Source organism: Tenacibaculum sp. MAR_2009_124, from assembly GCF_900105455.1.
Taxonomy (GTDB): Bacteria; Bacteroidota; Bacteroidia; order Flavobacteriales; family Flavobacteriaceae; genus Polaribacter.
The window spans coordinates 365890-381637 of sequence record NZ_FNSF01000005.1 but is presented as its reverse complement, the minus strand read 5'-3'; the positions used below and the strand labels follow the sequence as shown (position 1 = coordinate 381637).

Here is a 15748-nt window from a genome sequence, read left to right as displayed (position 1 = left end):
TTTCGTACTTTAAAATTTTTCAACAAATAAAAATGATGTGTTTTAAATTATTGGATTATTTTCAGCAATAGGTTTTCAAAGTATCTTTACACAAAAAATCGACAATGGGCTTTATTATTAGAAACGGTGAAGTATATGATGTGAAAGCAATTCTTGGCTTGATTAAGGAGTTAGCGGTATTTGAAAAATTACCTAATGAAGTTGAGGTTACTGAAGATGATTTAATACGTGATGGTTTTTCTGCAAATCCTAAGTTTAAAACAATTGTAGCAGAGGAATCGAATGGGAACATTGTTGGAATGGCACTTTTTTATGAAAGATATTCGACATGGAAAGGTAGAATTATTCATTTAGAAGATTTAATGGTAACACAATCAAAAAGAGGAATCGGAGCAGGGAAAGCCTTATACACAGCAGTGTTAAATTATGCTCATGTACAAGGTTGCAAAAGGGTTTCTTGGGAAGTGTTAGATTGGAATAAAGGTGCTATCGATTTTTATGAAAGTACGGGAGCGACTATTTTAGATGGTTGGCAGGTTGTACAGATGAATGAAAAAAGTTTAAAAGAATTTGTGAAGAAAAACTAAATAATGAGAATATTTAAGTTTGGAGGTGCATCTGTAAAAGATGCTGACGCATTAAGAAATGTTGTAAGAGTGTTACAACATGAAGGAGCTGAAAATACTTTAGTAGTAATATCAGCAATGGGTAAAATGACGAATGCCTTTGAGGTGTTAATTGAAGCCTACTACAATAAGCAAAACAACTTGAACGAAGCCTTGACGTTTATTCAAGAATTTCATAATAACATGATTAAGGATTTGTTCACTGAAGAAAACCACGAGGTTAAAAATATAGTGAACGATTTGTTTGGCAAGCTTAGTGGTTTTCTAATTAATAATGAATCGAGAAAATACAATTATGTTTACGATCAAATTGTAGGATATGGAGAATTATTGTCGACTACAATCGTTAGCCAATATTTAAAGAAAGTTGGTATTCAAAATACATGGTTAGATGTTAGAGAATATATCAAAACTGACGCCAATCATAGAGATGCCAAAATTGATTGGGAACTAACTGGAAGTATTATTAAAGAAAAAGTGGATGTTCAAAAATTGAATATCACCCAAGGTTTCATTGGAAGCAATAATGATGTAACGACAACACTTGGTAGAGAAGGTTCGGATTATACTGCTGGTGTTTTTGCGTATTGTTTAAACGCTGAAAGTGTTACTATTTGGAAAGATGTGGAAGGGGTGTTAAACGCCGATCCAAGGGTTTTTTCGGAGACAGAGTTATTACAAGAAATTTCATATACTGAGGCCATTGAAATGGCGTTTTATGGAGCATCGGTAATACATCCAAAAACAATACAACCTTTAGAGAAAAAAGATATTCCATTAAACGTTCGTTCTTTTGATGATTTAAACAAGCAAGGAACAAAAGTTAGTAAAGGAGTTCAGTTAAATCCTTTGGTTTCATGTTTTATTGTGAAGAAGAGTCAAATCTTGATATCTATATCAGCAAAAGACTTTTCTTTTATGGTAGAAAATAATATTAGTCATGTGTTCAAAAAACTACATGAATACAGGTTAAAAGTGAATTTGATTCAAAATTCTGCTTTGAGTTTTTCTGTATGTGTTGATGATAAGTTTAAGAACTTCGAAAAGTTTCATGAAGAACTTCAAGAATCTTATAATATTAAGTCCTACAGAGATGTAACTTTATATACAATTAGACATTTTGATGATAATGCGATCAATACAATTAGAAAGCGTGGTAAATCTTTAATCCGACAAATAAATACTGAAACGGCGCAATTAGTCATCCAAGAAAACATGTAAAGCTCATAAATTTACTCTATATTTGCAGTTATGTCTAACTAAATCTAAATATGGGATTAGTAACACCGAAAGAGGTTGCAAAAGCAATTGGAGCCGACAAATTTGGAGTCTTTGGAACGTTTTCAGGTTGGTTGTTGATGAAGATTTTACGTATCTCAAAAGTCAATGAGGTATACAATAAACACAAGCATAAAAAAGATTTACCTTTTTTAAATGGTTTGTTGGATGAGTTTCAAATTGAGTTTGAAATTCCAGAGGAGGATTTAAAAAGAATACCGAAAGAAGGTCCTTTTATTACGATATCTAACCATCCATTGGGCGGTATAGATGGGATTCTATTATTAAAACTTTTGGCAGAACATAGAGCTGATTATAAAATAATAGCTAATTTTTTATTGCATAGGGTTGATCCGTTAAAACCTTATGTTATGCCTGTGAATCCTTTTGAAGGACATAAAGATGCAAAATCGAGCGTAGCGGGAATAAAAAGTGCCTTATTACATTTGAGAGAGGGGAAGCCTTTAGGGATTTTTCCAGCGGGAGAAGTGTCTACTTATCGTGATGGTAAGTTGAAAGTTGATAAAGAGTGGGAACAGGGTGCAGTTCGTTTAATTAAAAAAGCAAAAGTACCTGTAATACCTATTTATTTCCATGCAAAAAACAGTAAACTTTTTTATGTATTATCCAAGATAAGCGGTACACTTCGAACAGCGAAATTGCCGTCGGAATTACTTTCTCAGAAACATAGAACCATAAAGGTTAGAATAGGAAAGCCAATTTTGGTGAAAGACCAAGAAGCTTATCCAGAAATTCCAGATTTTTACCAATTTTTAAGAAGAAAGACTTATATGTTGGCCAATCCATATGAAAAATCTCCTCAGAAGATTTTATCATCTCAACATTTAAAAATTCCGAAAAAGGTAAAGAATATTTCTACCCAGAAAAATCCTGATATTTTTATAAACGAAGTAGAGAAGTTAAGAGCTTCTGACGCTCGTTTGTTAAAAAGTAAAAATTATGAGGTCTTTTTCGCAAGTGCCAAACAAATTCCAAATCTACTTCATGAAATTGGAAGGCTTCGAGAAATTACGTTTAGAGAAGTAGGGGAAGGAACCAATAAACCTTTAGATTTAGACAAGTACGATAAGTACTATTACCATATGTTTCTTTGGGATAGCGAGAAGAACTGCTTGGCAGGAGCATATCGAATGGGACTTGGAAAGGAAATATATAAGAGGTATGGAATAAATGGATTTTATATTCAAACATTGTTTAGAATAGAGCCGGAATTGCATTCGATGATGGAAGCATCAATTGAAATGGGAAGGGCTTTCATTATAAAACAATACCAACAAAAACCGATGCCGTTGTTTTTGCTTTGGAAAGGTATTGTGCATGTGACATTGCGTTATCCTGATCATAAATATTTAATTGGTGGAGTAAGCATAAGTAATCAGTTTTCAGAGTTTTCTAAATCGCTTATGATTGAGTTTATGAAATCTCACTATTACGACCCTTATATTGCTCAATATATTCGTCCAAAGAAAGAATTTAAAGTAAAATTAAAGGATACAGATAAAGATTTTGTTTTTGATGAAACTGAAGCAGATATGCAGAAGTTCGATAAAATAATTGATGAAATTGAACCTGGGGCTTTAAGGATACCAGTTTTAATAAAGAAGTATGTAAAACAGAATGCGAGATTAGTAGCATTTAACGTTGATCCAAAATTTAATAACGCTGTTGATGGGTTAATGTATATTAAAGTTTCCGATATACCCGATAGTACTGTTAAGCCCGTTATGGAGGAGTTTCAGGCTGAGTTGGAAAGAAGAGCTAGTGAATCGGCCAACGTTGGTGTAGAGCAGGAATAAAAACAAAAAAGTAATAAAAAAAGTCTCCAATTTGGAGACTTTTTTTATTGAATTCATCTTGACATTTTCTATTTCTTAAAAAGCGAGTCAAGTTTAACTGTATTTTGTTACTTTGTTTATTCGTAACTCTAGCGAACTATGAATAAAAAAGTGTCTCATCTGAAGAAATTTCACTTCATTTTCGTTCTAGAACAAAAAGTTGAGATGAGTTTATGTTAAAAATAGTACGATTAGGCTTTTGCGTGACATTCGTTTTTACAATCTTCAGTACAAGCCATTTCTTTCTCTTTTTTATCGCAGCATTCCTTTACAGCGGTATCTTTTCCTTCTTCTTTTTTACAACAGCTTTTTTTCTCGTCTGATGATTCACATGATGTCTTTTTAGATGCTTCAGACGCCTTGTATGTTGTTCCATCTGCAATACCGTCAATAAAGGCTATAATGTCTTTTTTGTTGGTTTTATTGGCGTCAAACTTTATGTTGGCACTTTTTTCTGAAAACACAACTTCGGCATCGATGATTCCTTCTTTCTTTGAAAGTTTTGATGCTATTACTTTGGCACATCCCACTTCGCAAGTCATTCCTGAAATAGCAAAGCTTGCTTCTTCAATTTTAGAGGCAACTTCTTCTTTCTGAGTTTCTGCTTCTTTATTTCCTTCTTTTTTACAGCTTACTGTAAAAAAACATACTAGGGCAAACGCTAATAATAATTTTTCAATTTTCATCACTTTAAATTATTGGATTATAATACAAATTTATTAATAAAATAAAATTATCATGCATAAATAGTCGATTTTTGTCCTTAAAATGAGTGGGTAATGAATGGGAAGCAACAAAAATGGGGCTATTTAATAGTTCTTTCTCTTATTTGGGGAAGTTCTTTTATTTTAATGAAAAAGGCTTTGATTGGGTTAACACCGATTCAATTAGGAGCATTACGAGTAATCATTACAGGTATTTTCTTGTTAATAATTGGATATCGGTCTATTAAAAGGATTCGAAGAGCTCAATGGAAATGGGTATTGTTGAGTTCATTATTAGGTACGTTTTTTCCTGCCTTTTTATACGCTTATGCTGTGAAGGGAATTGACAGTTCTATTGCGTCAATTTTAAATTCTATTACTCCTTTTAATGCTTTATGGATTGGTGCGACATTTTTTAGTTTTAACTTTAAGAAAAGTCAGTTGCTTGGAATATTTATAGGATTGTTAGGAACGGTAACTTTAATATTGCAAGGAGCAAATATGAATCCCGATCAAAATTATTGGTATGCATTACTTCCAATTATTTCCTCATTTGGATATGCATTTAACGTGAATATCATAAAAAAGTATTTACAAGATATAGACGCTTTGGCAATCACTACTGGGAATTTTGTTTTAATTATTATCCCTGCTTTGTTGGTGTTGGCTTATACTGGTTTTTTTAGCTCATTTGAATTAACATCTGAAACAAAGCCAGCTTTAGTATACATATTTGTTTTGGCGATAGTAGGAACAGGATTCGCCAAAATTTTATTTAATAAACTGATTCAAATATCATCACCAATTTTTTCGACTTCAGTAACCTATTTAATTCCTATTGTAGCAGTAATGTGGGGTGTGGTTGATGGAGAAGAGTTGAGTTTTTTACAGCTCTTAGCAGGTATCGTGATTCTGTTTGGAGTATACTTAGTTAATAAAAAAAAATAAAGAGCCAAGGTTTTCCTTGACTCTTTATCATAGATTATTGTGCTTGACTAATGCATTCACTAATATATTGATTCACTAGAGTCTCCATTGTAACTGGGTCGTCTAAATATCCACCCTCTGCTCCATCGGCAAGTGCATTCCAGGTTGCAAAACATGGGTCAAATCCTCCATTAACCTTCTTTAATTCTTCGTTACTTAATTCTTTGAAATTTGATATTTTTTTTAACATATCACTCTTTTTTTAGTTAAATTTATATTTGTTTTGAACAAAACAATTAACGAAAATCTTCGTCAGAAACACCTTCGTTTATTTTTATTTCTTTAGCAATAAATTCCATTTTCATAGGTCCTGTTGTGCGTGTTACTTTATGAGGGAATTTAACACCGTTCACTTCTTTATAATCAGAAAACACTGTTGGTACTTTTACTTCCCCTTGTGGGCCTTTTGCGGTTTTTACTTGTTTGATTTTTAAACCAGTTTTTACTTCATAGAAAATTTCACTTTTACCAAATTTAATTACGTAAGCGTTATTTCCTTCAATAGGTTCTATTCTGTCAAGAATTCCTTTTCTATACGCTTCATCAGCAAATGGAGCCGTGGTTTTCTTGCTTTCTTCTAATTCTTCAGCTGTCATCTCTTTCTTTTGTCCTCGAGCTTCTTGATATCCAGTTGCTCCATTGAATACCATTTTTTGCATTACATTACCCATTACAGAAATTACATTTGACTGTTTGTTAGGAGCTGCTATTTTCGTTACTAAGCTTACAGGAGTTCCTTGAATTTCAGCATTCGAACTAGTGTAAATAGACTTTACTTTTGAAACATTATCCTTCCCTCCAATTGCTTTGAAATAATTGTCAATTACTGTTGAAGCCGTAACTCCAGCAGGGATTGGTAAACTCATCGCTGGTTTAGAAGTAGGATTAGCGTGTTTGTCAAAATAATTAATTTTGTAGTCCGCTGTTTTTTCAAGGTTCGTTAATACATCAATACCTTTACCTGTTATAATAATTCTAGCTTTATCTCCGCGGAAGTACTTTAAAGCTGCATTTTGAACTTGTTCTAAAGTAACCGCATTAATATTTTCCAGATAATTTTCATAGAAGTTTTCAGGCAAGTCATAACGAGCTATGTTTAAGGCAAAACGCGCAGCGGTAGCTGGCTTTTGAACATTTCTTACAAAACTACCAATGTACTCTGCTTTTGAGTTTTTCAATTCTTCTTTAGATACTTTTTGATATCTGATTTTGTTGATTTCTTTTTGGATTTCAACCACAGCACTATCAGTAACTACATTTCTAACAGCAGCACTAGCTTTAAATGTACCCGCTCCTTCTAATTTATTTTGTGAGATATTTGAATATGAGCCGTAAGTATATCCTTTATCTTCACGTAAATTCATAAACAAACGAGCAGTACCACCACCACCAAGGATATTGTTAGCTAACAAAGCTGCGTAGTAATCTTTATCACCTAAAGTTAAATCTACTGAGTTAATTACGGCAACTTCAGATTGTACGGCGTTCGGCACATCGATAAAGTTAATTTCGGTGGTATTAACCTCTTGAGGTGCAGGAATGTTTGAAGTAGGAATCGTTCCACTTTGCCATGAACTAAATAATTGCTTTATTAATTTTTTAGTGCTTTTTGGATTGATGTCTCCAACAATTACTAAATAGGCATTATTAGGACGGTAATGAGTAGTATAATTGTTTTTTACATCCTCTAAAGTAATGTTTTTAACACTTTCTTTAGTGATAAACTCACCATAGGGATGGTTTTTACCATATACTAAAGCATCTTCAACTCTACCGGCTATAACCTTAACATTTTTTTCGTTAGACTTAATTCCTTCTAAAGTTCTTTCGACAGATTTGTCGAACTCTTCTTGCGTGAATTTAGGGTCTTTAATTCCGTTGGCCATTAACTCCAATACTTCAGGAAAGTATTTGGTCAATGAACGAGCATTTGCTCCATTACTGCTAAAGAATACTGATGCACCTAAATAATCGATACGCTCGTTAAAGTCGTCTTTAGAAATTTTTGAAGTACCGTTGCCTAAAAGCCCTCCCATTAGGTCAGATAAACCTGCTTTCGTTCCTTCAGTCATTGGAGGGTTGTCGATCGTTAATGAAGCGGAAACTCTAGGAAGTTTATGGTTTTCAACCATTATCACTTTCAATCCGTTTGATAAATTAAACTTTTCAGCTTTCCCTAGTTTAATTTTAGGAGAAGGCCCCGGTTTTGGTTGTATACTTCTGTCTATTTGTTGGGCTGAAACAGCAAAAGACATGGTTACCACTGCTAATGCTGATAATATTGTTTTTTTCATAATATGTCTTATTACTGAATTATTTTTTTGATTCTGGTAAGTATTCCATTACCAAACGTTGATTCTTGTTTAAATACTTTTTAGCTACTGCTTTTATCTCTTCTCTTGTAATAGATCTGTAAATGTCTATTTCCGAATTAATAAGATTAGTGTCGCCGTATAATACGTTAAAACGGGCTAAAGAGTTCGCGATACCTTCAACACTAGAGTTTGAATTAACAAAGTCGTTTTCAAATTTGTTTTGTAGTTTTTGGAAATCTTTTTCTGAAATTAATTCGTTTTGAATTTTAATAATTTCAACATCCATTTCCTTTACTAAATCACTTAGTGAATTTTTACCTAACGGAAGAGCAAATAGAATGTAGGTTCCGTAGTCTTCTTGACTTAAGTTGAAAGCACCTGCTTGTAAAGCCATCTTTTTATCGTCAACAAGTTTTTTGTACAGAACAGAGCTCTTTCCACTACTCAAATATGAAGAAATCATGTCTAAAACACGAGCGTCTCTAGTTTTCATTGAAGGTGTTCTGTAAGCTGCTACGATCGCGGGAATTTGAATATTAGGATCGTACGCTTTTGCAGTAAACTCTTTTTGTATAGGATCTTCCTTTGGAAAGTTTCTAACAATGTTTTCACCTTTAGGAATAGAGCCAAAGTAAGCTTCAATCAATTTCTTTGTTTCAGAAAAGTTTATGTCACCAGCCACAACTAAGGTAGCATTATTAGGTACGTAGAATTTTTTATTGAAAGCTAAAAAATCGTCTAAGGTAGCAGCGTCTAAATGTTCCATTTTTCCAATGGTAGTCCCTTTATATGGATGCTTCTTAAACATGTGTTTTTTAACGTTCTCTAAAAAACGAGAATAAGGTTGGTTGTCCACTCTCATTCGTTTTTCCTCTTTTACAACTTCATTTTGAGTATCGACACCTTCTTGCTTAATGATTGGATGTAATAATCGTTCTGATTCCATCCATAAACCTAACTCAAGGTTGTTTGAAGGGAAAACTTCATAATAGTAAGTTCTGTCGTCGGTAGTATTGGCATTATTAGTACCACCGTTAGAAGAAACAATTTTAAACCATTCTCCTTTTTTTATGTTTTTGGTTCCTTCAAATAGCAAATGTTCAAAGAAATGAGCCATTCCTGTGCGGTTTGGTTGTTCATCTTTGGCCCCAACATGGTACATTACAGATGTTGTAACAACAGGAGCTGTATTGTCTTGATGTAGAATTACATGCATTCCATTGTCTAAGTCGTACTCTTCAAATTCAACCTTTTGCGCATTTGATGTGAAGACAAATACGGCAAGGGTCGCAAGAGTGAAAATAGTTTTTTTCATCGATTACTTTTTAGTTTGTTCTTTTAATTTGTCAAAAATAGGACGTATTTTAGTGCCATGCGTTACATGGTTTTGTAAATATTTTATAATTTATATTTCCTAGCTGTTTAAAGTGTTAATTTTGTGGTTGATAGATTGCTTCTTAAATAAATAACACTTATATTTGCAGCCGCAATTTCTGTAAGGAGTTGTGTTTTAATGTATAAACGCAAAATAGAAAGTATGTACGCAATCGTAGAGATAGCAGGGCAGCAATTTAAAGTAGCAAAAGACCAAAAAGTATACGTTCACCGTTTACAAGAAGCAGAAGGATCAGAAATAACTTTTGATAAAGTAATGCTTATTGAAGATAATGGAAGTGTAACTATTGGCGCCCCAGCTATAGAAGGTGCAGGAGTAACTGCCAAAGTATTAGGTCACTTAAAAGGTGATAAAGTAATCGTTTTCAAAAAGAAAAGAAGAAAAGGTTACAGAAAGAAAAACGGACACAGACAATATTTAACTGAGATTCAAATCGAGGGTATTGCAGCGTCTGGTGTTAAAAAAGCAGCAGCTAAGAAAGAAGCTCCTAAAACTGAAGCGCCGAAAGCAGAAGAAAAAGCTGAGTCTAACGATTTAAGCTCTAAAACTGTTTCTGAATTAAAGGCTTTAGCTAAAGAGAGAGGTATTAGTGGATACACTTCTTTAAAGAAAGCTGAATTAATTGAAGTATTAAGTAAATAATTAACGTTAAAAACTTACAAAGATGGCTCATAAGAAAGGTGTCGGTAGTTCGAAGAACGGTCGTGAATCGGAATCGAAACGTTTAGGTGTGAAGATTTTTGGAGGACAAGCAGCAATTGCTGGTAATATTATTGTTCGTCAAAGAGGAACTCAACACAATCCAGGTGAAAATGTATATATGGGGAAAGACCATACTTTACATGCTAGAGTTGATGGTGTTGTTAAATTCCAAAAGAAAAGAGATAACAGATCATATGTTTCTATAGTTCCTTTTGAAGCTTAAGAATCAGTACGATTATATGACTTAGAAAGCTGTCCATTTGGGCGGCTTTTTTTTTGTGAATTTTTTTGAGATAAATAAGAAAAAGTAAGACAAAAGAAAAGCATTGCTAATGCAATGCTCCCCAATTTAATTATCATTATTGATTAATCCCCCAATTATCAAAATGATTCCCCTTGTATATTACACGGCAAATATCCGACGAAAATATAATCTATTGAAAGCATATTGTATAATTTGTGAAAGCATGTGTGTAAATGGTGATATTAATGTTATAATATGTTTAAGTTTCGCTCTGTTTTTGTAGATTTAATAGAGTATTCATTTTATTTTTAACTTTTTATGAGGTACATTTGGTAGAAAAGAACGATATGTTAAAAGCTGTTATTGTTGATGATGAACCAAAGGCAATTCAAGGTCTTACTTGGGAACTCTCTAATTTTAGTGAAGATATTGAAGTTGTTAAAACATTTTCAGACGAAAAGAAAGCCATTGAATACATAAACTCGAATAGTTTGGATTGTCTTTTTCTAGATATAGAAATGCCAACTATGGATGGTTTCCAACTTTTGGAAAAACTAAAAAAAAGAGATTTTGCTGTTGTAATAACAACGGCCTATAATGAGTATGCCATTAAAGCATTAAAAAATCAGGCAATTGATTATTTAATGAAGCCGATAGATTCTGATGATTTAGAAGAAACTCTTAATAGGATAAAGAGTTATCATACCAAAACCGATAGTTCGAACAAGTTTGAAAAGATTCTAACTAGTTTTAATGAACGATTTAATCGAAGAAAAATAACAATCAGTACTGATGGAAAACTCATCTTTTTAGATGAATCAGAAATTGTTTATGTAGAATCTGATGGTAATTATAGTTCCATCTATACTACACTTAACAAAAAGATTGTTGTAACAAAAAAACTAAAAGAAGTTAACCTGCTATTACCCGAAGACCACTTTTTTAGAATACATAATTCCTATATTATTAACTTGAATAAAATTAAGGAATTTTTAAAAGCTGATGGTTACGTTATTTTAGATGGGGGGCATAAGATTCCTGTATCAAGACAAAAGAAATCTGATTTTCTTGATAAATTTTAAGAACAATGTACAAACAGGGATTTATAATTTTTTACCTACTTATTTTTTCAACAACTGCGTTTAGTCAAGATGAGATGGTGAGAAAAGACAGTTTGATTAATAGTTTTTTAACAAAGGAGTTTGAGTCTTTTTTTGAGGTTCAAAAATTTTTTAGAAAGGCGAAGTTAACCAATAAGGATCGTAGTTATTTACTAGAACAAAGTATTAAAGGTAACAATGATTATGGTAAAATTTATGCTTATAATGCTATTGGTAGAGAGAGTAGGAATAAAACTTTGTATAAAGAATCAATAGAGAACCATATTATGGCTCTCCAAATCTCTCGATCTATAAAGGAAATCCCCGCTGAAATTATTACTTTAAATTTAATTGGAGTTGTTTACAGAAGGCAAGATAAAATTAGAAGTGCATTGAATTACCATCAATATGCACTAGAGTTGTCTAATAAGTACCCAGGAGATCCAGAAGATATTATGCGTAGCAAGAGTATTTCTGAAAACAGTATCGGGAATATTTATTTAACGTTGAAGCAATATAAACTGGCGTTGGAAAAATTTGAGGTCGCAATTGTGACACAGAAAAAATTAAATGATAAAAGGGGTTTGGCTATTAACTATCAAAATATGGGGACGGCCTATCAAAACCTTGGAGATATTGAAAATGCTCTTGAGAATTATAATTTGTCATTAAAATACAATGAAGAATCTAATTCCAAATTGGGTAGAATTATTTGCCATAATAGTATTAGTAACGTTTTAATTATAAAAGGTGAGTATTTAAAGGCATATGAGACTATCAATGAAGTGAAGTCTTTAGTTGATATGCTTGGGAATAATTATTACGTATCAGCAGTTTATAATACATTAGGTTATTGTCAAATAAAACTTCTTCGGCTCAAGGAAGCTCAAAAGAATATTAAAAAAGCATTGTTCACAGGGTTAAAGTATGGAATTCCTACTCATGTTAATAGATCATATGAGTACTTATCGGAAATATATAAAATTGAGGAAGATTATAAGAATGCTTATATTTTTTACAAGAAATCTATTGAAGGCGAACGAAAAACCTTTAATGACAGAAACGTATTGTATGTTAACAATCTAATAAATAAGTATGATAATGAAGTAAAAAATAATAAAATTAAAGGACTTGCAAAGGAGAATGAAATTACAAAGCTGAAATTAACTCGTAATAGAAACGTTTTAATTATTGCTTTAGTTTCTATAGCACTGTTTGGAGTCTTACTATATGCTATATACGGTCAGAGGTTGCTTAATGATGAAAAGAAAATACTAATGCTAGAACAAGAGGCTTTGCAGAGCCAAATGAATCCTCATTTTGTTTTTAATGCTTTAAATTCAATTAAACTATATATCATTAAAAATGAACAGAAACATGCCGTGTATTATTTAAATAAATTCTCTAAACTCATTAGAAGTATACTTGAATCTTCGAAGACTAAAGAGGTGAGTTTAAGCGAGGAGTTAAAAACAATGACATTGTACATGAGTATTGAGAATATTCGATTTTCTAATGAAATAGATTATGAAGAAACGGTTGCTGAGGAAATAAACATTGAAAAAGTAAAAATACCGCCATTAATTCTGCAACCATTTTTAGAAAATGCAATATGGCATGGACTGTCTTCAAAAAAAGGTCAGAAGCAGGTTAGTTTGAAAGTGAAGAAAGATTCTGAAGATTATTTTCAAATAGATATAGAGGATAATGGTGTTGGACGCGATCAAGCTTTAAAAATTAAAACTAGTAAATCCTTAAAGAGGAAGTCTATAGGTATTGATTTGACCAAACAGCGATTAAGAAACTTTGCTGATGGTTTTCAAAATAATTACTCTTTGGTTTATACTGATTTAATAAACAAGGAAGGACATCCAAAAGGAACAAGGGTTACTTTAAAAATTCCCTTACGTTAAAAATCGAAAGAAAGCTGTACCCAAACTGGAGATTTTTTTTCAGTGTTTAGGTTGCTTATTGAAATCCCTAAAAGTCTTACAGATTCTCTGAGTGTTTCTTGATAGAGCAACTCCTTTATGACGGGAAAGAAGTCTTTTTTTTCGAAAATAAAGCTGTTGAGAGTCTTGCTGCGAGTTTGTTGTGTAAAATCACTGTATTTGATTTTTAATGTAATTGTTTTTCCTTTGGTTTCAGAATGAATCATTCTTTTCTCTAATTCATCTGCAATGCGACTCAATCGTTCTAACATATATATTTCAGAAGAAATATTATCTGTAAAAGTTCTCTCAGCAGCTATAGACTTTCTTGTTCTGTCTGGTTTTACTTCACTGTTTTGAATTCCTCTAACGATATGGTAATAATGATTTCCAGATTTGCCAAACAGCTGCGTTAATTCTTCAAGTGATTTTTGTTTTAAATCAATTCCATTAAATATTCCGAGATTATGCATTTTTGCCGCTGTTACTTTTCCTACACCGTAAAATTTATTGACAGGTAATTCTTCTAAGAAACGAATGACTTCATCTGGGTTAATTGTTTTTTGTCCGTTAGGTTTGTTGATGTCGGATGCTACTTTTGCTAAAAACTTATTAATAGAGATTCCTGCGGAGGCTCTTAGTTGAAGTTCTGTCCATATCTTTTCGCGTATTTCTTGAGCTATTAAACTTGCCGAAGAATTTCTTTTTTTATTTTCTGTGACATCTAAATAAGCTTCATCTAATGATAAAGGCTCTACTAAATCTGTATACTCATAAAAAATGGTTCTAATTTTAGAAGAGATTTCTTTGTATCGAGCAAAACGAGGTTTCACAAAAATTAAGTGAGGACATTTTTGTTTTGCTAAAACACCACTCATAGCAGATCTAACTCCATATTTTCTGGCTTCATAACTAGCAGCCGAAACAACACCTCTTACTTCACTGCCACCAACAGCTACTGGCTTACCTATGAGTTCAGGATTGTCCAATTGCTCCACGGAAGCGTAAAAGGCATCCATGTCAACGTGAATTATTTTTTTAAAAGGAGGAAGAAGTTCCATTTAGTAAAAATAAGAAACTCCCGAAAGATTATCTCGGGAGTTTCTTATTTTAACAAAGAGTTTTTATTTAAAAATAGCTCTAAATATATCATTTCCATTGGCAAATAATAAGAGTGCCAACAGTAAAACAAATCCAGCTACTTGAGCATATTCTAAGAATTTATCACTTGGTTTTTTACCCGTAATCATTTCCCAAAGGGTGAATACTACATGACCTCCATCTAGCGCAGGTATTGGTAAAAGATTCATAAAACCTAGCATGATAGATAAGAAAGCAGTGATGTTCCAGAAAGCGTACCAGCTCCATTGAGATGGAAAAATGCTTCCAATTGAAATAAAACCTCCAAGGCCTTTATAAGCTCCGGTACTTGGATTTACTATTTTCTTTAATTGTTTTATATAATTTGTTAAAGTAGTCCAAGCTTTAGTCGTTCCTGCAGGTATTGCTTCGGTAAAAGAATACGATTTGTTAGCTAATTGGTAATAACCTAATCTTTCTAAGTCTGGTGCTGATAATCTACCTTGTAAAACTCCAATGGTGGCTTGTTCAGAAATGGTAACAGGGATGCTAACCGAATTGTCACCTCTTTTGGTATCTATAGTAATAGATTGCCCTTTATACTTTTCTAATATAGGCTTTGCTTGATCAAAATAGGTAATAGGCTCCCCTTGAATAGCAGTAATAATATCTTTTGGTAGCAGTCCACTAGTGGCATTAGGAGACTCTTTAGGAACATCTGCAATTACAAATGGTTGTCTTAAACGAATAAAAGACCCTGCATTTTTACCTCTATCGATTAATTTAGAAATAAAATCGGTAGGTATTTCTTTTTTAATAGCCTCTCCTTTTCTTTCAACAGTAAAATTGTTTCCATTGATAAATTCAATAGGAAGCTGCCCAAACTTTTCTATTTTTTGACCATCTATACTTAGAATTTTATCTCCTGTTTTTAAACCCAAATCAATGGCTAATGAATCTTGAACCCAAATACCATCCTTTACGTTAGAATTTGGTATGAATTTTTCTCCATAACCCCATAATAAACAGATATAAATAAGAATACCAAGAATAAAATTAACTGTAACACCTCCTAGCATGATAATTAATCGTTGCCAAGCTGGTTTCGATCTGAATTCCCATGGTTTAGGTTCCTGTTTCATTTGCTCTTTATCCATGCTTTCATCAATCATACCCGCAATTTTAACATAGCCTCCTAACGGAATCCAACCAATACCATATACGGTTTCTCCTATTTTCTTTTTAAATAAAGAAAACTTATAATCGAAGAATAGATAAAATTTTTCAACCTTGGTTTTAAATAGTTTCGCAGGGATGAAATGCCCCAATTCATGAAGAACAATCAGTAACGATAAACTTAAAATAAATTGAGATGCTTTTATTAAAATTTCCATAAAAGGTATTATTTCTAGATTTTAAAATCTGACAAATGTACGTTTTTAAAAAGAGTTCTAAAAGTTTGTTATCTAATCAACCTTTTCTTTTAACAAACTTTTTAAATTCACAGGATAAAAACGTTTTTTTAAGTT

Annotated in this window: 14 protein-coding genes; 8 read left to right on the top strand and 6 right to left on the bottom strand. The window is 32.4% G+C overall.

The window, feature by feature from the left end:
* Positions 1–104 precede the first annotated feature (104 nt).
* The 3 genes from BLW23_RS12365 to BLW23_RS12355 are packed head-to-tail and all read left to right on the top strand — an operon-like array spanning position 105 to position 3721.
* A complete protein-coding gene (locus tag BLW23_RS12365) occupies positions 105–587 on the top strand; it encodes a GNAT family N-acetyltransferase (protein ID WP_093670289.1) in 483 nt (160 codons plus the stop codon).
* 3 nt (positions 588–590) lie between these two features.
* Positions 591–1847, top strand: a complete 1257-nt coding sequence (locus tag BLW23_RS12360; protein ID WP_093670287.1) for an aspartate kinase — start codon at positions 591–593, stop codon at positions 1845–1847.
* Between the two features lie 50 nt (positions 1848–1897).
* Entirely contained in the window at positions 1898–3721 is a 1824-nt protein-coding gene (locus BLW23_RS12355) for a GNAT family N-acyltransferase (protein WP_093670285.1), read from the top strand.
* Positions 3722–3951: 230 nt separating this feature from the next.
* Here the strand turns inward: BLW23_RS12355 and BLW23_RS12350 are convergent, their stop codons facing one another.
* Positions 3952–4446 carry a cation transporter gene (locus tag BLW23_RS12350; RefSeq protein ID WP_093670283.1) on the bottom strand — a complete coding sequence of 165 codons (495 nt, stop codon included), beginning with the start codon at positions 4444–4446 and terminating at the stop codon, positions 3952–3954.
* A gap of 93 nt (positions 4447–4539) precedes the next feature.
* Between BLW23_RS12350 and BLW23_RS12345 the strand changes: the two genes are divergently transcribed.
* Positions 4540–5412, top strand: coding sequence for a DMT family transporter (locus BLW23_RS12345; protein WP_093670281.1), 873 nt, complete (start codon positions 4540–4542; stop codon positions 5410–5412).
* Between the two features lie 34 nt (positions 5413–5446).
* On the opposite strand, the gene BLW23_RS12340 is transcribed toward BLW23_RS12345, so the two are convergent.
* From BLW23_RS12340 to BLW23_RS12330, 3 genes are read right to left on the bottom strand one after another with little or no spacing between them, the layout of a single operon-like run.
* On the bottom strand, positions 5447–5641 hold the full coding sequence (locus tag BLW23_RS12340) for a bacteriocin class II family protein (RefSeq protein WP_093670279.1): 195 nt from the start codon (positions 5639–5641) through the stop codon (positions 5447–5449).
* A 46-nt stretch (positions 5642–5687) separates the two neighbouring features.
* Positions 5688–7745, bottom strand: a complete 2058-nt coding sequence (locus tag BLW23_RS12335) for a M16 family metallopeptidase (RefSeq protein ID WP_093670277.1) — start codon at positions 7743–7745, stop codon at positions 5688–5690.
* Between the two features lie 19 nt (positions 7746–7764).
* Positions 7765–9081, bottom strand: a complete 1317-nt coding sequence (locus tag BLW23_RS12330) for a M16 family metallopeptidase (RefSeq protein WP_093670275.1) — start codon at positions 9079–9081, stop codon at positions 7765–7767.
* Between the two features lie 222 nt (positions 9082–9303).
* Between BLW23_RS12330 and rplU the strand changes: the two genes are divergently transcribed.
* From rplU to BLW23_RS12310, 4 genes are all read left to right on the top strand, one after another.
* Positions 9304–9804, top strand: coding sequence for a 50S ribosomal protein L21 (gene rplU / locus BLW23_RS12325; protein ID WP_093671782.1), 501 nt, complete (start codon positions 9304–9306; stop codon positions 9802–9804).
* A gap of 22 nt (positions 9805–9826) precedes the next feature.
* Positions 9827–10087 carry a 50S ribosomal protein L27 gene (rpmA, locus tag BLW23_RS12320; protein WP_093670273.1) on the top strand — a complete coding sequence of 87 codons (261 nt, stop codon included), beginning with the start codon at positions 9827–9829 and terminating at the stop codon, positions 10085–10087.
* Positions 10088–10455: 368 nt separating this feature from the next.
* Positions 10456–11190: a LytR/AlgR family response regulator transcription factor gene (locus BLW23_RS12315; protein ID WP_093670271.1), complete on the top strand. Its 735-nt coding sequence runs from the start codon at positions 10456–10458 to the stop codon at positions 11188–11190.
* 74 nt (positions 11191–11264) lie between these two features.
* Complete coding sequence (locus BLW23_RS12310) at positions 11265–13121, top strand: tetratricopeptide repeat-containing sensor histidine kinase (protein ID WP_176829815.1); 1857 nt, start codon at positions 11265–11267, stop codon at positions 13119–13121.
* Here BLW23_RS12310 and dinB read toward each other — a convergent pair.
* Together dinB and rseP are read right to left on the bottom strand one after the other, a co-directional pair.
* Positions 13118–14200 carry a DNA polymerase IV gene (gene dinB / locus BLW23_RS12305; protein ID WP_093670267.1) on the bottom strand — a complete coding sequence of 361 codons (1083 nt, stop codon included), beginning with the start codon at positions 14198–14200 and terminating at the stop codon, positions 13118–13120. The two genes, BLW23_RS12310 and dinB, sit on opposite strands and share 4 nt — an antisense overlap.
* Before the next feature lie 63 nt (positions 14201–14263).
* Positions 14264–15613 (bottom strand): RIP metalloprotease RseP, encoded by a 1350-nt coding sequence (gene rseP / locus BLW23_RS12300; RefSeq protein ID WP_093670265.1) that lies wholly within the window; start codon positions 15611–15613, stop codon positions 14264–14266.
* Between the last annotated feature and the right edge of the window lie 135 nt (positions 15614–15748).